Consider the following 18,795-nt stretch of genomic DNA (forward strand, 5'->3'; position numbering starts at 1 on the left):
GAGTTAAGATTAAAAAGATGATATATTTAAAAATCCCCGGTTTTTGTGGGTATAGATAAATTGATAGAGAATATCAAATAAACTTTAAAAATATAAGGAGGACAATATGTCACAAATAGGAAAGAAAATACCTGAGTTTAAAACTATGGGCTATGCCCCTAGCAAGGAAGAGTTTGTAGAAGTTTCTAATAAAGATTTTGAAGGCAAATGGACAGTTTTAATGTTCTACCCTGCTGATTTTACTTTTGTATGTCCAACTGAACTTGAAGATATGCAAGAACAATATGCAAAGTTAAAGGAACTGGGAGCTGAAGTTTACTCTATGTCAACTGACACTCACTTCGTTCACAAGGCATGGCATGACCACTCTGAAGCTATTAGTAAGCTTGAGTTCACAATGCTGGCTGACCCTCACAAGTCAATTGCAAGAGACTTTGATGTCCTTGATGAAGAAGCAGGCCTTGCACAAAGGGCTACTTTTATAATTGATCCAGATGGAGTGATCCAAACTTTGGAAATCAATGCAGATGGAATTGGCCGTGACGCAAGCCAAGTTATTGACAAGATTCGTGCAGGACAATTTGTAAGAAACAATCCTGGCCAAGTATGTCCAGCAAAATGGAAACAATCTGGCAATACTTTAACTCCAGGATTAGACCTAGTTGGCAAGATCTAATGTTAGATCAAAATTTAAAAAATCAGGTTAAGGGATATTTACAACTTCTCGAGAGAGAGCTTGTAATTACTCTTAGCCTTGATGATTCAGAAAATTCTAAAAAGTTAAGGGACTTTGTTGATGAAGTAATAAGCCTTACAGATAAGATTAAGGTTGAAGAAGCTGACTTAAAGTTTAAGCCAAGCTTTAGCCTTTCATCAGATAGTAGCAGTGGAATAATTTTTGCAGGCATACCCCTTGGCCACGAGTTTGAGTCCTTTATACTTGCCATCCTACAAGTTGTAGGTCGCCCACCAAAGATTGATGACAAGACTAGGGAAAGGATTATGGAAATAGAGGATGAAATGAATTTCGAAACCATGGTCAGCCTATCCTGCCACAATTGCCCTGAAGTAGTTCAGGCTCTAAACATTATGGCAGTCCTAAACCCAAAGATCTCCCACACAATGGTGGACGGTTCTGTCTTCACTGACTATGTTGAAGACCTTGGTGTACTTGCGGTGCCAACAACTTATGTAAATGGAGAAGTTTTTAATAGTGGAAAAATTTCCTTAAATGAAATCTTAAATAAGATAAAGAAGGAAGAAGTTGACCTAAGGTTTGAAGAAAAGCCTCTTTATGACTGCCTGATAATAGGTGGAGGCCCTGGTGGGGCAACAGCAGCCATCTATGGAGCGAGAAAAGGAACAAAAGTTGGACTTGTAGCTGAAGAATTTGGTGGCCAAGTTAAGGAAACTCTTTCGATAGAAAACATCACTGGTATTGAGTACACAGAAGGGCCAAACTACATGGATGATGTGAAGGCTCATCTGGATAAGTACAAGGTTGATATTATTGAAGGTGCATCTGTAACTGGTATAGAAGAAGGCGAAGCTTTAAAAGTTATAACTAATAAAGGAGAACTCTTTGCCAAGACTATTATAATAGCTACTGGTGCCAAGTGGAGGTTAATTGGAATTCCTGGAGAAATAGAATTTAGGAACAAGGGCGTTGCCTACTGCACTCACTGTGACGGACCACTCTTTAAGGGTAAGAAGGTAACAGTAATAGGTGGAGGCAACTCTGGTATAGAAGCTGCAATTGATCTTGCCAGCCTTGCCAAGGAAGTCCTAGTCCTAGAATTTTTGCCAGAACTAAAGGCAGACAAGGTTCTTCAAGATAAGCTAAGGGAATTTAAAAATGTAAGAATAGTTACTAATGCAGAAACCCAAGCCTTGACTGGAGAAAAAGTTTTAGAAAAAATTTCTTACAAGGATAGGATAAGTGGCGAAGTCATAGAAGAAAAGACTGAAGGTTGCTTTATCCAAGTTGGACTTGTGCCAATGACTGAGTGGGCAGACATGGTGGAAAAAAATTCTCGTGGAGAAATTATTGTAAATGAGTTTGGGGCTACAAGCCTTGAAGGAGTTTACGGAGCAGGGGACTGCACTAACTCAGCCTTTAAGCAAATTGTCATAGCAGAAGGATCTGGCGCAACAGCTGCCCTAGGTGCCTACAATTATTTAATGACTAAGTCCAAGTGATCTTTTTAAAAATTAAAGCTATAAAAATAAAATTAGTAATAAAAAGTGTATGAAAAGTATGGTGGTCTGCCATACTTTTTTTAATTCTTTCTATAATATGGAGTCCTGCATAAGATTGTCTAATAAAAAATTTTGTGATTTGAAAACTTGTGGGAATTTTTTATATCCACTCAGAAAAAAATTATTTTACTAATTTAGGTTAAAAAATAAAAGCCTATACAATAGGAAGAAATTTTTAGAAGTTATTAAGTCTTAGAAAAAATAACTTTAAAAAATAATTTATTAATCTTAGAAAGAAAATTAAAAATATTTTTATAAATATAGATAAAGTCTTGCAAATATAAGACTTTTAGACTATATTAAGGAGAGTGCCTATAAATTAGGCCGAAAAATTATTGCTAATATTAATATAATAAAAAAATCTGAAGAAATTCAAAAAAACCTGTAAATTTCCTTTACAAGTGGGATTTTTTATTATATAATATTTGAGCGTTTAAAAAGAATGTTGCGATGAAGTCATAAGTTGCTTGAGATTTTGTTGAAAAAAAGGAGTTTCGAGGTAATTATGACAGAGAAGTCCAAGCTGGACTTGGGCGAGGGTTATTTTTTTCTATTGTGCCCTGTTTACACACCAGGGTGCGTGTATCGATAACCCCATTCGCAAGTAAGGCTTTAGCGAATAGGAGGTAAATATGTCTAACAAAGGCAAACAAAAAATTAGAATTAAACTTAAAGCTTATGATCACGAACTACTTGACAATTCAGCACTAAGAATTGTTGATGCTGCTAAGAAGAGCGGTGCAGAAGTTTCTGGACCAATTCCTCTTCCAACTGAAAAGGAAATCATCACAATTATAAGAGCTGTACACAAGTACAAGGATTCAAGAGAACAATTTGAGCAAAGAACTCACAAGCGTCTAATTGATATATTAAACCCTACACAAAAGACTGTAGATTCACTTATGAAGTTAAATCTACCAGCTGGTGTAGATATTGAAATTAAACTTTAAAACTTTGCTTTATATGACTTCTACTTATAGAAGTCCGCTGTAAATATTAGGAGGTGCAACATGAAATATTTAGTAGGTAAAAAAATTGGCATGACCCAAATTTTTGATGAAGAGGGTACTGTCACTCCTGTCTCAGTTATTGAAGTAGAACCAAATGTTGTTGTGCAAAAGAAAACAATTGAAAGTGATGGATACAATGCTATCCAAGTTGCAACACAAGAGGTTAAAGAAAGAAGATTAAACAAACCTGAGAAGGGACATTTTGACAAGGCTGGTGTAGGATACAGAAAACATCTTTCAGAATTTAGAACTGATGATGTAGAATCTTACAACCTAGGCGATGAAATAAAGGTAGATATCTTTGAAGCTGGAGAACACGTTGATGTTGTTGGAACTTCAAAGGGTAAGGGAACTGCTGGTGTTATCAAACGTCACAACTTCGGTCGTGGTAGAGAAACTCACGGTTCTAAATTCCACAGAATGCCAGGTGGTATGGGAGCTGCTTCTTATCCAGGAAGAGTTTGGAAAAACCACAGAATGGCTGGAAAAATGGGTAACGAAAGAGTTACTGTACAAAATCTAGAAATTGTAAGAATAGATACAGATAAAAATTTAATTTTAGTTAAGGGTGCTATCCCAGGACCTAAGAAGGGAACTGTTAGAGTTAAAAGCACTGTTAAAATGACTAAATAAGATAGGGAGGTTAAAAAATGCCTAAAATTCAAATGATTGACATTAAGGGAAATCCTGTTGAAGAAGTCGAACTAAGTGAAGGGCTATTTGCTGCTCCTGTTAGCACTCATGCTGTTTATTTAGTTGTTAAAAATATTTTGGCTAACAATAGACAAGGTACTCACTCTGCTAAGACACGTGCTGAAGTTCGTGGAGGCGGAAGAAAGCCTTGGAGACAAAAGGGAACTGGTCGTGCAAGACAAGGTTCTATTAGATCACCTCAATGGAGAGGCGGTGGAGTTGTTTTCGCTAAGAAACCTAGAGATTACTCTTACACAACTCCTAAGAAGACTAGAAGAGTTGCTCTTAAGTCAGTTCTTACTAGCAAGTTACAAGATGGCGAAATGATTCTTGTAGATTCTATCCAAATGGAAGAAGCTAAGACAAAAGTTTTTGCTAACATCTTAAAAGACATTGGTGCTGGCAACAAGGCACTTGTAGTTATTAATGACGACGAAAAAGATGTTCAAAGAGCAGCAAGAAACATCGCTGGTGTTAAAACATCAAGAGCTACAGACATTAACGTATACGACTTATTAAAGTACGATAACCTTGTTATCACAAAGTCTGCACTTGATGTTGTTGAGGAGGTTTTTAACTGATGAATAAATTTGACGTTATAAAAAGACCTTTAATCACTGAACAAAGTATGGACATGATGGCAGAAAATAAATACACTTTTGAAGTTGTTAAAACTGCTACAAAACCTGAAATCAGAGAAGCTGTTGAAGAAATCTTCGGCGTTAAGGTTGAAAAAGTATATACAATGAATATGCGTGGTAAACTTAAAAGACAAGGAGTTCATCAAGGAAGACGTCCTTCATGGAAAAAAGCTATAGTTAAGCTTACTGATGACTCAGAGCCGATAGAATTTTTTGATTCTATTTGATAGTAGGAGGTATTAATAATGGCGATTAAAGGATTTAAACCTACAACTCCTTCCCGTAGAAAAATGACAGTTGCTTCATTCGAAGAGATTACTAAGACAACACCTGAAAAATCTCTTCTAACAACTATCAACAAGACTGCCGGTAGAAATGCTCACGGTAGAATTACTAGTAGACACAGAGGCGGCGGAGTTAAAAGAAAATACAGAATTATAGATTTAAAGAGAGATAAAGACAATATTCCTGCAAGAGTAGCAGCTATTGAATACGATCCATACAGAACAGCTTACATTGCACTTCTAAACTATGCTGATGGTGAAAAAAGATACATCATCCAACCAAATGGTTTAAAGGTAGGAGATATAGTTGAATCTGGATCAGATGCAGATATCAAAGTTGGTAACACACTAATGCTTGCTGACATTCCAGTTGGTACTACTGTTCACAATGTAGAAATGACTCCAGGACGTGGTGGCCAAATCGCAAGATCTGCTGGATCATCTGCACAACTTATGGCTAAAGAAGGTAAGTACGCTCAACTTAGACTTCCTTCAGGTGAATTTAGATTAATAAGCCAAAGATGTAAGGCAACTATTGGACAAGTTGGAAACATTTCTCACGAACTTATCACTTTAGGTAAGGCAGGTAAGAGCAGGTATCTTGGAAAAAGACCTCACGTAAGAGGATCTGCAATGAACCCTGTTGATCACCCTCATGGTGGTGGGGAAGGTAGAACTCCAATTGGTAGACCTTCACCAATGACTCCTTGGGGCAAGAAAGCTCTAGGACTTAAGACTAGAAAGAAATCTAAAAAATCTGATATGTATATCGTAAGAAGAAGAACTAAGTAATCGGAGGGTATTAATGAGTAGATCAATAAAAAAAGGACCATTTGCTGATGAACACCTTCTAAAGAAGGTTGACGAGCTTAATGATAAAAACGAACACAAAGTAATTAAAACTTGGTCTCGTCGCTCAACTATTTTCCCTGAATTTGTTTCTCACACAATTGCTGTTCATGACGGCAGAAAACATGTGCCAGTATACATTACTGAAGACATGGTAGGACATAAATTAGGCGAATTTGTTCCAACAAGAACATACAGAGGCCATGGCGGCAAGAGCGAAAAGAGTACTACACTTAAGTAAGGAGGGTTATAATGCAAGCACAAGCAATTGCTAAATATGTAAGAATATCACCTCTAAAGGTGAACTATATTTGCGCAGAAATACGCGGAAAAAGCGTTGATGAAGCCCTCTCTATTTTAAAGTTTACTAACAAAAGAGGAGCTCATGAACTATATAAGGTACTACATTCAGCTGTAGCTAACGCTGAAAACAACCTTAACCTAGACAGAGGAGATCTTTATGTTAAAAAGGCTTACGCAAACGAAGGCCCAACAATGAAAAGATTCCGTCCTAAGGCTAAGGGAATGGCTTATCCAATTCTAAAAAGATCAAGTCACATTGGCGTTGTAGTAGCAGAAAGAGAGTAAGGAGGTAGAGAATGGGTCAAAAAGTAAACCCACATGGACTTCGTGTTGGAGTAATCAAAGATTGGGATTCAAAATGGTACGCAGACAAGAAAAATTTTGCCGATCTTTTAGTTGAAGACAACGAGATTAGAAATTATGTTAAGAAAAAACTTTATGCTGCAGGTATCTCTAAGATCGAAATTGAAAGAGCTGCTAATAGAGTAAAGATTTCTATTCACACAGCAAAACCAGGTATGGTAATTGGCCGTGGTGGAGCAGGCGTTGAAGAACTAAGAACTGAAATTGAAAAACTTACAGGTAAATCTGTTGTAATAAATGTAGAAGAAATCAAAAACCAAGACTTAGATGCACAAATCGTTGCTGAAGGTATTGCTGAAGCTCTTGAAAGAAGAGTTGCATTTAGACGTGCTATGAAACAAGCAATCCAAAGAACTATGCGTCAAGGAGCACTTGGTATCAAGACTTCTGTTTCAGGTCGTGTTGGTGGTGCTGACATGGCAAGAACTGAAGGATATTCTGAAGGAACTATTCCTCTACAAACTTTAAGAGCTGACATTGACTATGGTTTTGCTGAAGCTGATACAACTTACGGTAAAATCGGTGTTAAGGTATGGCTATACAAGGGTGAAGTTCTTCCTGAACTAACTGAAGAAAGAGGAAGAAGATCTAGAGATAATAGAGATAACAGAAATCGCAAGAGACGCGATAACAGAAACAATAACTTCAATAGAAATAATAGAAGAGACAATAGAAATAAAGAGTCTTAAAGAAGGGGGGAATAGTCATGTTGATGCCTAAGAGAGTAAAATATCGTAAAGTTCACAGAGGCAGAATGAAGGGCAAGGCTATGCGTGGTAATGAGCTTGCATACGGCGAATATGGTATAAAAGCTTTAGAACCTTGTTGGATAACTTCAAATCAAATAGAAGCGGCACGTCGTGCTATGACAAGATATATTCGTAGAGGTGGAAATATCTGGATTAAGATTTTCCCAGACAAACCTGTTACAGAAAAGCCTGCTGAAACTCGTATGGGTTCCGGTAAGGGTGCACCAGAATACTGGGTAGCAGTTGTTAAACCAGGTAGAGTTTTATTTGAAATGGGTGGTGTTTCAGAAGAAGTTGCAAGAGAAGCTATGAGACTTGCATCCATGAAACTCCCTATTAGAACAAAATTCGTTATGAAAGATAAGGATGGTGACTCAAATGAAGGCTAATGAAATTCGCAAGATGTCAAGCGAAGATTTAAATAATAAAGTTAATGAACTTAAAAATGAACTTTTTAATTTGAGATTCAGATTGGCAACTGGCCAACTTGACAATCCATCAAGTATTAAAAGTGTTAAAAGAGATATAGCAAGAGTAAAAACGATCATTAGAGAACGTGAACTTGAAGTAGGAAAGGAGGCTTAATCTCATGGAAAGAAATTCAAGAAAAACTTTAACAGGTATTGTTGTAAGCGATAAGATGGATAAGACTATTGTAGTTCAAACTGAGACTTTAAAGACTCATCCTATCTATAAAAAGAGATTTAAGAAGTCTACTAATTTCAAGGCTCATGATGAAAATAATGAATGTGGTATTGGTGATCGCGTAAAAGTTATGGAAACTAGACCACTAAGTAAAGATAAAAGATGGAGACTTGTAGAAATTATTGAAAAGGCTCAATAATTTTAGCTTGAAAGGAGAATAACATGATTCAACAAGAAACAAGATTGCGTGTTGCTGACAATTCAGGTGCAAGAGAACTATCTGTTGTTAAAGTCCTTGGTGGTACTAATAGAAGAGTAGCTAACATTGGCGACATTGTAGTATGTTCTGTAAAACATGCAACACCCGGTGGCGTTGTCAAAAAAGGAGCTGTTGTAAAAGCAGTTATCGTTAGAACAAACAAGGGTATTAGCAGAAAAGACGGATCTTACATCAAATTTGATGACAACGCAGCTGTTGTAATAAAAGACGATAGAAGCCCTGTTGGGACTCGTATTTTTGGACCTGTAACTAGAGAACTTAGAGCTGGAAACTTCATGAAGATTATTTCTCTAGCTCCGGAAGTACTATAATTTGGAGGTGTAATATGAGAATTAAAAAAGATGACATCGTAAAAGTTATAGCCGGAAAAGATAAAGGCAAGACTGGTAAAGTCCTAAGAACAATTCCTAAGAAAGACTTAGTAGTTGTAGAAAAGGTAAATGTTGTTACTAAACACATGAAACCAAGAGGACCTCAAGCACCAGGTGGAATAGAAAAAATGGAAGCACCAATTCACGTGTCTAATGTAATGTACTTTGACAGTGCATCAGGAAAGGCAACAAGAGTTTGTTATAAATTTGAAGACGGAAAGAAAGTTAGATTTGCAAAATCTAGCGGAAACATCATTAAGTAGGGGGTAGAATAATGACTTCAAGATTACAAGAAAAATATAAGACAGAAGTTGTGGGCCACCTAATGGAACGCTTCAATTATTCAAGCGTTATGGAAGTACCGAAACTTGAAAAGATCACTATAAACATTGGTCTTGGCGAAGCTAAAGATAACCACAAGGCTCTAGAAGCAGCTGTTGAAGACCTAACTCTTATCTCAGGTCAAAAGGCACTTGTTACTAAGGCAAGAAAATCTATAGCTAACTTTAAACTTCGTGAAGGTCAAAACGTTGGTGTTAAGGTTACTCTAAGAGGCGAAAGAATGTATGATTTCTTAGATAAGCTTATGAACGTTGCTCTTCCAAGAGTAAGAGACTTTAGAGGTGTTAAGCCAACTGCATTTGACGGCAGAGGAAACTATGCACTAGGTCTTAAAGAACAACTTATCTTCCCAGAAATTGAATACGATAAGGTAGACACAATTAGAGGAATGGACATCAATATAGTAACTACAGCTAAAACTGATGAAGAGGCTAAAGAATTCCTAGACAAGATGGGAATGCCTTTTGCTAAGGCTTAAGGAGGTACAAAGTGGCTAAAAAATCAATGATTGCTAAACAAAAGAGGAAACAAAAGTATTCTTCTCGTGAATATACAAGATGTAAAATTTGTGGAAGACCACATTCAGTTTTACAAAAATATGGAATATGTAGAATATGCTTTAGAGAACTTGCGTATAAAGGACAAATCCCTGGCGTAAGAAAAGCTAGCTGGTAATAAGCCTTAGATGAAAGGAGGCAAACTGATATGATGACAGACCCAATTGCAGATATGCTATCAAGAATTAGAAATGCAAATAATGCAAGACACAAATCTGTTGATGTTCCTTGCTCAAACATCAAAAAAGAAATCGCAAAGATTCTTCTTGATGAAGGTTATATTAAAGGATATGACGTTGTTGAAGATGACAAACAAGGAATTATTAAAATAGATCTTAAATATTCTCAGGACGGTGAAAGAGTTATCTCTGGTTTAAAGAGAATATCTAAACCGGGACTTAGAGTTTATGTTAAGTGCGACGATGTTCCTAAAGTTCTAGGTGGACTAGGAATTGCAATTATCTCTACATCTAAGGGAATAATTACAGATAAAATGGCAAGACAAAATAAAGTTGGCGGAGAGGTAATCTGCTACGTTTGGTAATTTGGAGGTGAAAAATGTCAAGAATTGGCAAAAAACCTATTGAAATCCCAAAGGGCGTTGATGTTAAAGTTGACGGTCAAACAGTTACTGTTAAGGGACCAAAGGGTGAACTAACACAATCTTTCGATAAAGATTTAAAAATAGAATTAAATGACGGAGTTCTCACTGTAGAAAGACCAAATGATATTAAAAGAATTAAGGCACTTCACGGTTTAACTAGAACTCTAATTGAAAATATGATAATTGGCGTTACAGAAGGTTATTCAAAATCTCTTGAAATAATCGGTACAGGATACAGAGCTGCTAAGAAGGGAAAGGTTCTTTCTCTTAACTTAGGTTTCTCTCACCCTCTTGATTTAGAAGATCCAGAAGGTATTGAAGTAGAAGTTCCATCTCCTAACTCAATTATTATTAGAGGTAATGACAAACAACAAGTTGGCGCTTATGCTGCTTACATTAGACGCTTCAGAGAACCTGAACCATATAAGGGTAAGGGTATTAGATATACTGATGAACATGTAAGACGTAAAGTTGGTAAGACAGGTAAGTAAGAAAGGAGAATTTAAGTGTTAAAAAAGATTAATAGAAATGAAAACAGAATTAAAAGACACAAAAGAATTAGAAATCATATCTCCGGTACTTCTATGAAGCCTAGACTTTCAGTTTACAGATCATCTAAACATATTTATGCTCAACTAATTGATGATGAAGCTGGCAATACTTTAGCAAGTGCATCTACACTTGATAAGGGATTAAACCTAGAAAACACTGGAAATATTGAAGCAGCTAAATCTGTTGGAGAATCTATTGCTAATAAGGCAAAAGAAAAAGGAATTGAAGAAGTTGTATTTGACAGAGGTGGATATGTATTCCACGGTAAGGTCAAAGCACTTGCTGATGCAGCTAGAGAAGCTGGTCTAAAATTCTAAGAAGGAGGAAGTAATGGAGCGTTCATTAATAAATGCGGCAGAACTTGATCTTGAAGAAAGAGTAGTAGCTATTAATAGAGTTGCCAAAGTAGTTAAGGGTGGTAGAAACTTTAGATTCTCAGCTCTTGTAGTAGTTGGTGACAAAAACGGACACGTTGGTGTAGGTACTGGTAAAGCTCTTGAAGTTCCTGAAGCTATAAGAAAAGCAACACAAGATGCTAGAAAGAATATTGTAAGAGTTAACTTACTAAACACTTCTATTCCTCATCAAGTAACTGGAATTTATGGTGCAGGTAAAGTATTCTTAAAACCAGCAAGAGAAGGTACAGGAGTTATTGCCGGTGGTGCAGTGCGTGCTGTATGCGAACTTGCAGGTATTACTGATATTCGTACTAAGAACATTGGTACAAATAACCCAAGAAACATCGTTAATGCAACAATGGAAGGTCTAAAGTCTCTTAAGACTGCAGAATCTGTTGCAAAACTTAGAAATAAATCTGTTGAAGAAATTTTAGGATAGGAGGAAAATCATGAGTACAATTAAAATAAAACTTGTAAAAAGTCCTATCGGTAAAGTGCCAAAACACAGAAAAACAATTAAAGCTCTTGGTTTCAAAAAAGTAAACCAAGTAATTGAAAAAAATGATACTCCTCAAATTAGAGGAATGTTAAAACAAGTCGATTATATGATCGAAGTAGTAGAATAAGGAGGTGTACCTAATGAAGTTACATGACTTAAGACCTAACGAAGGCGGCGGAGTTAAAGCTAGAAAGAGAGTAGGTCGTGGAATTGGTTCCGGTACTGGTAAAACTTCCGGCAAGGGTCACAAGGGACAAAATGCTAGAAGTGGCGGCGGAGTAAGACCTGGATTTGAAGGTGGACAAATGCCACTATTCAGACGTCTTCCTAAGAGAGGATTTACAAATATCTTTAAGAAAGAATATGCAGTATTAAACGTAGCTGATCTTAATGTATTTGAAGAAGGAACTGAAATCACTCCTGAATTCTTAATCGAAAATAAATATATTAAAGCTGGTAAGGCTAAAGACGGAATTAGAATCTTGGGAGATGGTGAATTAAATGTTAAATTAACTGTTAAAGCTCAGCATTTCTCAAAATCTGCTATAGAAAAAATTGAGGCTTGCGGAGGAAAGGCCGAGGTGATTTAATGCTGTCCACTTTTAGAAATGCGTGGAAGGTTGAATCTCTTCGTAAGAAGATGCTCTTCACTCTTTTCATGCTTCTATTATATAGACTTGGATCACATATCGCCGTTCCTTATATGAACTCACAAGTGATTTCACAAATCTTTTCAGGATCAGGCGGATCAATTTTTTCCTTCCTTGACCTAATGGCAGGAGGAAACTTTAGAAGATTTACTATTTTTGCTGCTAACATTTATCCATATGTTACAGCATCAATCATACTTCAACTTTTGACAATTGCTATTCCATCCTTGGAATCTCTTGCAAAAGAAGGAGAAACTGGTAGAAAGGCTATTGCAAAATACACTAGATACCTTTCTATTGTTATCGCTCTTATTCAAGCAATTGGTTATACTTTTGGTCTATTTAGACAAGCAGTTAACGCAACAAGTGCTATTGAATATGTAACTATTATCCTATCAATAGTTGCAGGTACAGCGATCTTAATTTGGATAGGAGAACAAATTACTGAACACGGAATTGGAAATGGTATTTCAATATTAATTTTTGCAGGTATCGTTTCAAGATTCCCACTTGATATAGCTCAATCTGTTGCTCTTGTTAAGGCAGGAAAAGCTAGCCCAATCTTCTTAGTGCTATTTGTAATAATTGCAATCGCAATTGTTGCTTTTGTAGTAACACTTACTGAAGGTGAGAGAAGAATTCCTGTACAATATGCAAAGAGAGTTGTTGGTAGAAAGATGTACGGTGGCCAATCCACTCATATTCCTATTAAGGTTTTAATGACTGGTGTTATGCCAATTATCTTCGCTAACTCACTACTTGCTATTCCAGCAACTATTGCTATGTTTACAAGTGAATCAACTAGAAATTGGATTCAAAAATGGTTAACACCAGCTGGTGGACCAGGAGCTGTGCTTTATATAATATTTACTGTAATTCTTATTGTATTCTTCACATTCTTCTACACTACAATCCAATTTAACACTGTTGAATACTCTAAGAACCTTCAAGCTAATGGTGGTTTTATTAGTGGTATTAGAGCAGGAAAACCTACAAGTGATTATTTAGGTAGAACTTTAAATAGATTAGTTATGCCGGGAGCAATTGCACTTTCTATACTTGCAGTTCTTCCAACAATCTTAACACTTATTTCAGGACTACAATTTAACTATGGTGGTACATCAATTATCATCGTTGTTGGTGTTGTGCTTGAAATTCACAGGGTGTTAGAACAACAATTAATCATGAGAAATTATCGTGGATTCTTAAAGAATAAGTAGGAGGTAATTATGAAATTAGTTATATTGGGACCTCCAGGGGCCGGAAAAGGCACACAAGCTGAATATATTGTTGAAAAATACAATATCCCACACATTTCAACTGGAGATATCTTTAGAGAAAATATTAAGAACAATACTGAACTTGGAAAGAAAGCTAAGTCCTATATGGACAAGGGTCTTTTAGTTCCTGATGATCTTGTTATTGCACTTGTTGAAGACAGACTTAACAAGGAGGATGCTAAAGAAGGATTTCTACTAGACGGTTTCCCAAGAACTGTAGCTCAAGCTGTTAGTCTTGACTCAATCTTAGACAAGAATGATGACAAGCTAACTAAGGTAATTAATATTTCTGTTGATCCAGAAATCTTAATTGAAAGAGCTGTTGGAAGACGTGTTTGTAAAACTTGTGGAATGACTTATCACGTTAAGTTCAATCCTCCAAAGGAAGAAGGAATTTGTGATAAAGACGGCACTAAGCTTATTCAAAGAGATGACGATACTGAAGAAACTGTAAAGACTAGAATTTCTGTTTACTTTGATCAAACAGCACCTCTTATTGACTACTATAGAGCTCAAAATCTATTAATAGACATTGACGGTGCCAAGGATATTGATAAAGTATTTGACGATATAGTTATTGGTCTCGAATAGTTCATGGATAAAACATTTAGTCTTTTGAAGGGACAAGTGGTAAGATCCAAAAAAGGTAGGGATGAGGGCAAGGTTTATATCATAATGGATATCATTGATGATGACCTTCTCTTACTCGTTGATGGAAAACTAAGAAAGCTAGATCGACCAAAGAAAAAAAAGGTAAAACATCTTTATATATATAAGGATGTCATTGATACTGAGGTTAGTGACTTCAGCGACACCTATATTAGAAAGAAACTATTACCTTATAGCTAAAGGAGGATCCTTAATAATATGGCTAAAGAAGATGTAATTGAAGTAGAAGGCGTTGTTGTAGACGCTCTTCCTAATACTCATTTCAAGGTTGAACTTGAAAATGGACATATCATACTCGCTCATATTTCAGGTAAATTGAGAATGAATTATATTAGAATTCTTCCTGGTGATAAGGTGACAGTTGAGCTTTCACCTTATGATCTTACTCGAGGAAGAATAACTTGGAGAAAGAAATAATCCAGAGTCAGGAGGCATTTAAATGAAAGTAAGACCATCTGTAAAAAAGATGTGCGAAAAGTGCAAAATAATTAAAAGAAACGGAAAAGTAATGGTAATCTGTGAAAATCCGAAACATAAACAAAGACAGGGATAAGGGAGGTAATTATGGCTAGAATTTCCGGTGTTGATTTACCTAGAGAAAAAAGAGTTGAAATTGGACTCACATATATCTACGGTATTGGAAAACCCAGATCTCAAGAAATTTTAACTGCAGCTGGTATTGACTTTGACACTCGTGTTAAAGACCTTACAGAAGCAGAACTTGCTAAAATTAGAGAAGAAATTGATAAGTACCACGTAGAAGGTGATTTACGTCGTGATGTTGCTATGAACATCAAGAGACTTCGTGAAATTAACTGCTACCGTGGAAGAAGACATAAAGCTGGTCTTCCTGTAAGAGGACAAAAGACTAAGACAAATGCTAGGACAAGAAAAGGTCCTAAGAAACTTGTTTCTAAGAGTAAGTAAGGGGGGACTTAAATGGCAAAAAAACAAAAAGTTACACGTGCTAGAAGACGTGTACGTAAAAATATTGAAAAAGGCGAAGCACATATAGCTTCAACATTTAACAACACTATGGTTACTCTTACTGATATTAACGGTAATGTTATATCTTGGGCTAGTGCTGGACAACTTGGATTTAGAGGTTCAAGAAAGTCTACTCCTTTTGCAGCACAAGAGGCAGCACAAGAAGCAGCTGAAAAAGCTAAAGAACACGGACTAAAGAGCGTTGACGTATATGTTAAGGGTCCAGGTTCAGGAAGAGAAGCTGCAATTAGATCTCTTCAAGCATCAGGTCTTGAAGTAACAATGATTAAAGATGTTACTCCAATTCCTCACAATGGATGTAGACCACCAAAACGTAGAAGAGTCTAAACTATTGACCGAGAAGGAGGGTACCCATGATTGAAATTGAAAAACCTAGGATTAGTATTGAAGAATTAGATGAATCGGGTTTATATGGCAAGTTTGTCGTTGAACCCTTAGAAGCTGGATTTGGTATCACTATTGGAAATTCCTTAAGAAGAGTGTTACTTTCCTCTCTACCAGGCGCAGCTGTATCTTTTATCAATATACGTGGCGTTGAACATGAATTTGATACAATTCCAGGAGTATTGGAAGATGTACCTGAAATAGTTTTAAATATTAAATCTATAGTTTTAAAGATGACTGAAGATGAGCCTGTAAAACTAGTAATAGAAAAAAAGGGCAAGGGAGAAATTAAAGCCTCTGACATTGAACTTGCACCACATGTAAGTATTATTAATCCAGATCAACATATAGCAACCCTAAATGATGATGCTGATTTTTATCTTGAAATGATGGTGGAAAAAGGAAGAGGCTACGAACCTTCTGAACTTAAAAAAGATGAAATAACTGAAATTGGAATTATACCTATGGATTCTAACTTCACTCCTGTAGAAAAAGTAAACTGGAAGGTTGAAAACACAAGAGTTGGACAAAGGACAGACTACGATAGGTTAATCCTTGAAGTTACAACAGATGGTTCAATGAAGGCTGACGAAGCAACATCTCTTGCAGCAAAAATCTTAACAGAACATCTTGAACTCTTCATTGGCCTAAAAGAACATGTCAGTGAAATCAACCTGATGGTTGAAAAAGAAGAGGATCAAAAGGAAAAAGTTCTCGAAATGACAGTTGAAGAATTAGACTTATCTGTAAGATCATTCAACTGCCTAAAGAGAGCAGGCATAAATAGTGTTGAGGAACTAACTAATAAAACTGAAAGTGAAATGATGAAGGTTAGAAATCTTGGTAGAAAATCTCTCCAAGAAGTAACTGAAAAACTTGACGAGTTAGGCTTAAGCCTCAAACCTGAAGAAGAATAAGGAGGACATTATGGCAAAAAATAGAAAACTTGGCCGTAATTCAAGTCATAGAAAGGCAATGCTTAGAAACCTTGTTACTTCTCTCTTAGCTGAAGGTAGAATTGAAACTACTCACACAAGAGCAAAAGAAGTTCAAAAAATTGCTGATCGTATGATTACACTTGGAAAAAGAGGCGATCTTCACGCAAGAAGACAAGCTTTAGCATATATTTATTCAGAAGATGTTGTTACAAAATTATTTGACGAATACGCAGAAAAATATGCTGACAGAAACGGTGGATACACTAGAGTTTTAAAGATGGGTCCAAGACGTGGAGATGGCGCAGAAATTTCAATTATAGAATTAGTATAAGGAAATCCAATGGGGTTTCCTTTTTTTTATAATTTTTTGGAGGTTTCATGCTTTATAAAAAGATATACAAGTCTCTTTTGGGAGAAATTTTAATAATATTTGATGAAGAGAATTTACGTGGACTTTATCTAGAGAGTCAAAAAGAATTTGAAGATAAATTAAAAGATGAAGAGATAAAATTTATTGAATTAAAATCATTAGATGATTTTGATGAAGAAAAATTTAAAATACTACGGCTTACAGAAGATTGGTTGGATAAATATTTTGCTGGTAAGGATCCAGGCTTTCTTCCACCAATAAAAGTAAGTGGAAGTGAGTTTAGAAAAGACGTCTGGGAAGTCTTGCTTAAGATTCCCTATGGGAAGACTTGGACCTATAAAGAAGTGGGAGAAGAATTACTTAAAAGCGGTAAGTATGAGAGAGTATCCAACCAAGCAGTTGGAGGAGCAGTAGGTCACAATCCAATCTCCTTGATAATACCCTGCCATAGGGTAATAGGAAGTGACGGGAGTCTAAGAGGATATGCTGGGGGATTAGAGGTCAAGAGGAGGCTCTTGGAGCTTGAGGGGGATGGGGAAAAGTAAAAAAAAAGATTTTTAAAAGATTTTATCTTTAATAAATTTATTTAAAGCCTAAGGCTTTTATTCTTCATATGGAGGGGACTTAGGGCGTTTCGATTCGCCCTTGTCCCCTCCATACCTCCCCTTACCACCCCCAACGACCTGGCAGGGGCTCGACCCTTTAATACGCAAAAAGCTCTCTGACTAAAAATTTCAAACTCGCTTCGCTCAAACAGTGAAATTTTTTTAACGTCTCCGAACTTTTTGCATACTGCATTATTAGCTTGCGGTATATTGGTAAAGTCTATGGACTAATCACACTTCAACAAGCTGGTGCACTCCATTAGTTTACGTCTTAAGTTTGAAGCTGTTATTTGTTAAGAAGTGATAAAAAATACCATACTCACATTTAATTCTAAAGTCACAGTTTGTTGAGAAGTCATAAAAAATTCCATACTCACATTTAACTCTTAAGTCATAGTTTGTTACGGACTCACAAAAAAATACAACTTCACAAATAAATATGAAGTTATAAAAAGATGAAGCTTAATTATTTACTGGTTAAGTTTTTTTTGATGCAAAACTTTATTCGACTTATTAAGTATTGGTAAGTAACTCAACATAAATTAGGAACATTCTAGAGGTAAAACCGTGAACTAAGGTCGAGAAACCCCGTAAGGCAAGACAGCCGTCAAAAAATTCAATGTGCTTGAGCAATTTATTGCTCAACCGATGAACCTTAAAGCGAAAAGGAGCGAAGCGAATTTTGAGTTGATTAGGTTCACGCGAAGCTCGCAAATAAAAAATAGAGCCAGGACTTTCTGACTTTATTGATAAATTATTTTAAATTTTTAAAAGTTTGTAGCGAGCAAGTTTTGAATTTTTAGGATGGCTGCCGCTCGGGGTTGTTGGCAAAGGCCCCTGCCAGGTCGTTGAAGGTGTTGGGGGTGGTCCGGAGGGGGAAGGACCAATCGAAAGGTCACTTGTGCCCGAATGGGTATAACCCCCTCCGGATAAAGAATAGTAAAGCTTAGCTTTACAAAGAGACTTTAAAGATGAAATCTTTTATTAGATTTTAAAGACGAAGTCTTTAATCATCTACTTCACGATGCCCCCTGCGTTCCGAATGGGTATACGCCCCACCAAAAGCAATTATAAAAGCAAAGCTTTTAAAATATTTTTCTCCCCCAACTACTTGAAAAAATCTTTCCTTTGAGTTATCATATATGTATTAGCAGATGAGGCATGTGAGTGCTAAAAAATAAGATTAGATTTTAGGAGGCTTATATAAATGAAGTTAAGACCACTTGATGATAAAATCGTCATTAAAAAGATTGAAAAAGAAGAAACTACTGCTTCTGGTATTGTTCTTCCTTCTTCAGCTAAGGAAGAATCAAATATCGCAGAAGTTGTTGCAACTGGCAACAAATTAGATACAGACGAAGAAATGAAGGGACTTGTTAAGGTTGGAGACAAGGTTATTTTCTCTAAATACGCAGGAAATGATATTGAACTTGACGACGAAAAGTACACTATAATTAAGTTCCAAGACATCTTGGCAGTTATTGAATAAGAC

The 18,795-nt window shown here is 36.2% G+C and carries 34 protein-coding genes; all 34 read left to right on the forward strand.

All coding sequences use genetic code 11. The annotated features are described in order from the left end of the window. Positions 1–106 precede the first annotated feature (106 nt). The 34 genes from ahpC to I6I93_RS06145 all read left to right on the forward strand — a co-directional run bounded on the left by ahpC (position 107) and on the right by I6I93_RS06145 (position 18,792). The gene (gene ahpC / locus I6I93_RS05980; RefSeq protein ID WP_112889826.1) at positions 107–676 is read left to right on the forward strand and encodes an alkyl hydroperoxide reductase subunit C; all 570 of its coding nucleotides are present in this window, start codon (positions 107–109) and stop codon (positions 674–676) included. Beyond that, positions 676–2,199, forward strand: coding sequence for an alkyl hydroperoxide reductase subunit F (gene ahpF, locus I6I93_RS05985; RefSeq protein WP_112889827.1), 1,524 nt, complete (start codon positions 676–678; stop codon positions 2,197–2,199). The genes ahpC and ahpF overlap by 1 nt, the downstream gene beginning before the upstream one ends. Positions 2,200–2,891: 692 nt before the next feature. Beyond that, complete coding sequence (gene rpsJ, locus I6I93_RS05990; protein ID WP_005957385.1) at positions 2,892–3,209, forward strand: 30S ribosomal protein S10; 318 nt, start codon at positions 2,892–2,894, stop codon at positions 3,207–3,209. 60 nt (positions 3,210–3,269) lie between these two features. Next, complete coding sequence (rplC, locus tag I6I93_RS05995) at positions 3,270–3,902, forward strand: 50S ribosomal protein L3 (protein ID WP_112889828.1); 633 nt, start codon at positions 3,270–3,272, stop codon at positions 3,900–3,902. Positions 3,903–3,919: 17 nt separating this feature from the next. After that, entirely contained in the window at positions 3,920–4,543 is a 624-nt protein-coding gene (rplD, locus tag I6I93_RS06000) for a 50S ribosomal protein L4 (RefSeq protein WP_112889829.1), read from the forward strand. Further along, complete coding sequence (gene rplW, locus I6I93_RS06005; protein ID WP_112889830.1) at positions 4,543–4,830, forward strand: 50S ribosomal protein L23; 288 nt, start codon at positions 4,543–4,545, stop codon at positions 4,828–4,830. Before rplD ends, rplW begins: the two co-directional genes overlap by 1 nt. A gap of 18 nt (positions 4,831–4,848) precedes the next feature. Then, on the forward strand, positions 4,849–5,679 hold the full coding sequence (gene rplB / locus I6I93_RS06010; RefSeq protein ID WP_112889831.1) for a 50S ribosomal protein L2: 831 nt from the start codon (positions 4,849–4,851) through the stop codon (positions 5,677–5,679). A gap of 13 nt (positions 5,680–5,692) precedes the next feature. After that, the gene (gene rpsS / locus I6I93_RS06015; protein ID WP_005957452.1) at positions 5,693–5,977 is read left to right on the forward strand and encodes a 30S ribosomal protein S19; all 285 of its coding nucleotides are present in this window, start codon (positions 5,693–5,695) and stop codon (positions 5,975–5,977) included. 11 nt (positions 5,978–5,988) lie between these two features. Then, a complete protein-coding gene (gene rplV / locus I6I93_RS06020; protein WP_005957388.1) occupies positions 5,989–6,324 on the forward strand; it encodes a 50S ribosomal protein L22 in 336 nt (111 codons plus the stop codon). A gap of 11 nt (positions 6,325–6,335) precedes the next feature. Beyond that, positions 6,336–7,091, forward strand: a complete 756-nt coding sequence (rpsC, locus tag I6I93_RS06025) for a 30S ribosomal protein S3 (protein ID WP_070700280.1) — start codon at positions 6,336–6,338, stop codon at positions 7,089–7,091. Between the two features lie 17 nt (positions 7,092–7,108). Beyond that, complete coding sequence (rplP, locus tag I6I93_RS06030) at positions 7,109–7,540, forward strand: 50S ribosomal protein L16 (protein ID WP_070700281.1); 432 nt, start codon at positions 7,109–7,111, stop codon at positions 7,538–7,540. Further along, positions 7,530–7,736, forward strand: coding sequence for a 50S ribosomal protein L29 (rpmC, locus tag I6I93_RS06035; RefSeq protein ID WP_060800689.1), 207 nt, complete (start codon positions 7,530–7,532; stop codon positions 7,734–7,736). Before rplP ends, rpmC begins: the two co-directional genes overlap by 11 nt. A 4-nt stretch (positions 7,737–7,740) precedes the next feature. Beyond that, positions 7,741–7,995 (forward strand): 30S ribosomal protein S17, encoded by a 255-nt coding sequence (gene rpsQ / locus I6I93_RS06040; protein ID WP_070700282.1) that lies wholly within the window; start codon positions 7,741–7,743, stop codon positions 7,993–7,995. 23 nt (positions 7,996–8,018) lie between these two features. Then, the gene (gene rplN, locus I6I93_RS06045) at positions 8,019–8,387 is read left to right on the forward strand and encodes a 50S ribosomal protein L14 (protein WP_112889832.1); all 369 of its coding nucleotides are present in this window, start codon (positions 8,019–8,021) and stop codon (positions 8,385–8,387) included. A 14-nt stretch (positions 8,388–8,401) separates the two neighbouring features. Beyond that, a complete protein-coding gene (gene rplX / locus I6I93_RS06050) occupies positions 8,402–8,710 on the forward strand; it encodes a 50S ribosomal protein L24 (protein WP_112889833.1) in 309 nt (102 codons plus the stop codon). 11 nt (positions 8,711–8,721) lie between these two features. Continuing rightward, the gene (rplE, locus tag I6I93_RS06055) at positions 8,722–9,267 is read left to right on the forward strand and encodes a 50S ribosomal protein L5 (protein ID WP_112889834.1); all 546 of its coding nucleotides are present in this window, start codon (positions 8,722–8,724) and stop codon (positions 9,265–9,267) included. Between the two features lie 11 nt (positions 9,268–9,278). Beyond that, on the forward strand, positions 9,279–9,464 hold the full coding sequence (locus tag I6I93_RS06060) for a type Z 30S ribosomal protein S14 (protein ID WP_005957510.1): 186 nt from the start codon (positions 9,279–9,281) through the stop codon (positions 9,462–9,464). A gap of 30 nt (positions 9,465–9,494) precedes the next feature. Next, complete coding sequence (rpsH, locus tag I6I93_RS06065) at positions 9,495–9,890, forward strand: 30S ribosomal protein S8 (protein WP_112889835.1); 396 nt, start codon at positions 9,495–9,497, stop codon at positions 9,888–9,890. Positions 9,891–9,904: 14 nt separating this feature from the next. Continuing rightward, the gene (gene rplF, locus I6I93_RS06070; protein WP_070700287.1) at positions 9,905–10,441 is read left to right on the forward strand and encodes a 50S ribosomal protein L6; all 537 of its coding nucleotides are present in this window, start codon (positions 9,905–9,907) and stop codon (positions 10,439–10,441) included. Positions 10,442–10,456: 15 nt separating this feature from the next. Further along, positions 10,457–10,819 carry a 50S ribosomal protein L18 gene (gene rplR / locus I6I93_RS06075; RefSeq protein WP_112889836.1) on the forward strand — a complete coding sequence of 121 codons (363 nt, stop codon included), beginning with the start codon at positions 10,457–10,459 and terminating at the stop codon, positions 10,817–10,819. Positions 10,820–10,832: 13 nt separating this feature from the next. Then, entirely contained in the window at positions 10,833–11,339 is a 507-nt protein-coding gene (rpsE, locus tag I6I93_RS06080; RefSeq protein WP_070700289.1) for a 30S ribosomal protein S5, read from the forward strand. Positions 11,340–11,349: 10 nt separating this feature from the next. Then, positions 11,350–11,526, forward strand: coding sequence for a 50S ribosomal protein L30 (gene rpmD / locus I6I93_RS06085; RefSeq protein WP_070700290.1), 177 nt, complete (start codon positions 11,350–11,352; stop codon positions 11,524–11,526). 13 nt (positions 11,527–11,539) lie between these two features. Next, on the forward strand, positions 11,540–11,989 hold the full coding sequence (rplO, locus tag I6I93_RS06090) for a 50S ribosomal protein L15 (RefSeq protein WP_070700291.1): 450 nt from the start codon (positions 11,540–11,542) through the stop codon (positions 11,987–11,989). Beyond that, entirely contained in the window at positions 11,989–13,269 is a 1,281-nt protein-coding gene (gene secY / locus I6I93_RS06095) for a preprotein translocase subunit SecY (RefSeq protein WP_112889837.1), read from the forward strand. Before rplO ends, secY begins: the two co-directional genes overlap by 1 nt. Before the next feature lie 9 nt (positions 13,270–13,278). Then, positions 13,279–13,920 (forward strand): adenylate kinase, encoded by a 642-nt coding sequence (locus I6I93_RS06100; RefSeq protein WP_070700293.1) that lies wholly within the window; start codon positions 13,279–13,281, stop codon positions 13,918–13,920. A gap of 36 nt (positions 13,921–13,956) precedes the next feature. Further along, positions 13,957–14,178: a KOW domain-containing RNA-binding protein gene (locus I6I93_RS06105; protein ID WP_306344719.1), complete on the forward strand. Its 222-nt coding sequence runs from the start codon at positions 13,957–13,959 to the stop codon at positions 14,176–14,178. Between the two features lie 18 nt (positions 14,179–14,196). Continuing rightward, complete coding sequence (gene infA, locus I6I93_RS06110; protein WP_005957367.1) at positions 14,197–14,415, forward strand: translation initiation factor IF-1; 219 nt, start codon at positions 14,197–14,199, stop codon at positions 14,413–14,415. 22 nt (positions 14,416–14,437) lie between these two features. Continuing rightward, positions 14,438–14,551 carry a 50S ribosomal protein L36 gene (gene rpmJ, locus I6I93_RS06115; RefSeq protein ID WP_010244353.1) on the forward strand — a complete coding sequence of 38 codons (114 nt, stop codon included), beginning with the start codon at positions 14,438–14,440 and terminating at the stop codon, positions 14,549–14,551. A gap of 11 nt (positions 14,552–14,562) precedes the next feature. Continuing rightward, the gene (rpsM, locus tag I6I93_RS06120) at positions 14,563–14,925 is read left to right on the forward strand and encodes a 30S ribosomal protein S13 (RefSeq protein ID WP_019138775.1); all 363 of its coding nucleotides are present in this window, start codon (positions 14,563–14,565) and stop codon (positions 14,923–14,925) included. A gap of 12 nt (positions 14,926–14,937) precedes the next feature. Then, positions 14,938–15,333 (forward strand): 30S ribosomal protein S11, encoded by a 396-nt coding sequence (gene rpsK / locus I6I93_RS06125; RefSeq protein WP_070700298.1) that lies wholly within the window; start codon positions 14,938–14,940, stop codon positions 15,331–15,333. A gap of 26 nt (positions 15,334–15,359) precedes the next feature. Beyond that, on the forward strand, positions 15,360–16,307 hold the full coding sequence (locus I6I93_RS06130; protein WP_070700301.1) for a DNA-directed RNA polymerase subunit alpha: 948 nt from the start codon (positions 15,360–15,362) through the stop codon (positions 16,305–16,307). A gap of 10 nt (positions 16,308–16,317) precedes the next feature. Next, positions 16,318–16,659, forward strand: a complete 342-nt coding sequence (rplQ, locus tag I6I93_RS06135) for a 50S ribosomal protein L17 (protein WP_070700304.1) — start codon at positions 16,318–16,320, stop codon at positions 16,657–16,659. A 47-nt stretch (positions 16,660–16,706) separates the two neighbouring features. After that, entirely contained in the window at positions 16,707–17,243 is a 537-nt protein-coding gene (locus tag I6I93_RS06140) for a methylated-DNA--[protein]-cysteine S-methyltransferase (protein WP_112889838.1), read from the forward strand. Positions 17,244–18,510: 1,267 nt separating this feature from the next. Further along, complete coding sequence (locus tag I6I93_RS06145; RefSeq protein WP_019138771.1) at positions 18,511–18,792, forward strand: co-chaperone GroES; 282 nt, start codon at positions 18,511–18,513, stop codon at positions 18,790–18,792. Positions 18,793–18,795 lie beyond the last annotated feature (3 nt).

It is taken from the genome of Peptoniphilus harei (genome assembly GCF_016726485.1).
GTDB classification, from domain to species: Bacteria; Bacillota; Clostridia; order Tissierellales; family Peptoniphilaceae; genus Peptoniphilus_A; species Peptoniphilus_A harei.

Coding starts and splice junctions, on each gene's coding strand:
- ahpC (WP_112889826.1), top strand. CDS start 107: ATGTCACAAATAGGAAAGAAAATACCTGAGTTTAAAACTATGGGCTAT.
- ahpF (WP_112889827.1), top strand. CDS start 676: ATGTTAGATCAAAATTTAAAAAATCAGGTTAAGGGATATTTACAACTT.
- rpsJ (WP_005957385.1), top strand. CDS start 2,892: ATGTCTAACAAAGGCAAACAAAAAATTAGAATTAAACTTAAAGCTTAT.
- rplC (WP_112889828.1), top strand. CDS start 3,270: ATGAAATATTTAGTAGGTAAAAAAATTGGCATGACCCAAATTTTTGAT.
- rplD (WP_112889829.1), top strand. CDS start 3,920: ATGCCTAAAATTCAAATGATTGACATTAAGGGAAATCCTGTTGAAGAA.
- rplW (WP_112889830.1), top strand. CDS start 4,543: ATGAATAAATTTGACGTTATAAAAAGACCTTTAATCACTGAACAAAGT.
- rplB (WP_112889831.1), top strand. CDS start 4,849: ATGGCGATTAAAGGATTTAAACCTACAACTCCTTCCCGTAGAAAAATG.
- rpsS (WP_005957452.1), top strand. CDS start 5,693: ATGAGTAGATCAATAAAAAAAGGACCATTTGCTGATGAACACCTTCTA.
- rplV (WP_005957388.1), top strand. CDS start 5,989: ATGCAAGCACAAGCAATTGCTAAATATGTAAGAATATCACCTCTAAAG.
- rpsC (WP_070700280.1), top strand. CDS start 6,336: ATGGGTCAAAAAGTAAACCCACATGGACTTCGTGTTGGAGTAATCAAA.
- rplP (WP_070700281.1), top strand. CDS start 7,109: ATGTTGATGCCTAAGAGAGTAAAATATCGTAAAGTTCACAGAGGCAGA.
- rpmC (WP_060800689.1), top strand. CDS start 7,530: ATGAAGGCTAATGAAATTCGCAAGATGTCAAGCGAAGATTTAAATAAT.
- rpsQ (WP_070700282.1), top strand. CDS start 7,741: ATGGAAAGAAATTCAAGAAAAACTTTAACAGGTATTGTTGTAAGCGAT.
- rplN (WP_112889832.1), top strand. CDS start 8,019: ATGATTCAACAAGAAACAAGATTGCGTGTTGCTGACAATTCAGGTGCA.
- rplX (WP_112889833.1), top strand. CDS start 8,402: ATGAGAATTAAAAAAGATGACATCGTAAAAGTTATAGCCGGAAAAGAT.
- rplE (WP_112889834.1), top strand. CDS start 8,722: ATGACTTCAAGATTACAAGAAAAATATAAGACAGAAGTTGTGGGCCAC.
- rpsH (WP_112889835.1), top strand. CDS start 9,495: ATGATGACAGACCCAATTGCAGATATGCTATCAAGAATTAGAAATGCA.
- rplF (WP_070700287.1), top strand. CDS start 9,905: ATGTCAAGAATTGGCAAAAAACCTATTGAAATCCCAAAGGGCGTTGAT.
- rpsE (WP_070700289.1), top strand. CDS start 10,833: ATGGAGCGTTCATTAATAAATGCGGCAGAACTTGATCTTGAAGAAAGA.
- rpmD (WP_070700290.1), top strand. CDS start 11,350: ATGAGTACAATTAAAATAAAACTTGTAAAAAGTCCTATCGGTAAAGTG.
- rplO (WP_070700291.1), top strand. CDS start 11,540: ATGAAGTTACATGACTTAAGACCTAACGAAGGCGGCGGAGTTAAAGCT.
- secY (WP_112889837.1), top strand. CDS start 11,989: ATGCTGTCCACTTTTAGAAATGCGTGGAAGGTTGAATCTCTTCGTAAG.
- I6I93_RS06100 (WP_070700293.1), top strand. CDS start 13,279: ATGAAATTAGTTATATTGGGACCTCCAGGGGCCGGAAAAGGCACACAA.
- infA (WP_005957367.1), top strand. CDS start 14,197: ATGGCTAAAGAAGATGTAATTGAAGTAGAAGGCGTTGTTGTAGACGCT.
- rpmJ (WP_010244353.1), top strand. CDS start 14,438: ATGAAAGTAAGACCATCTGTAAAAAAGATGTGCGAAAAGTGCAAAATA.
- rpsM (WP_019138775.1), top strand. CDS start 14,563: ATGGCTAGAATTTCCGGTGTTGATTTACCTAGAGAAAAAAGAGTTGAA.
- rpsK (WP_070700298.1), top strand. CDS start 14,938: ATGGCAAAAAAACAAAAAGTTACACGTGCTAGAAGACGTGTACGTAAA.
- I6I93_RS06130 (WP_070700301.1), top strand. CDS start 15,360: ATGATTGAAATTGAAAAACCTAGGATTAGTATTGAAGAATTAGATGAA.
- rplQ (WP_070700304.1), top strand. CDS start 16,318: ATGGCAAAAAATAGAAAACTTGGCCGTAATTCAAGTCATAGAAAGGCA.
- I6I93_RS06140 (WP_112889838.1), top strand. CDS start 16,707: ATGCTTTATAAAAAGATATACAAGTCTCTTTTGGGAGAAATTTTAATA.
- I6I93_RS06145 (WP_019138771.1), top strand. CDS start 18,511: ATGAAGTTAAGACCACTTGATGATAAAATCGTCATTAAAAAGATTGAA.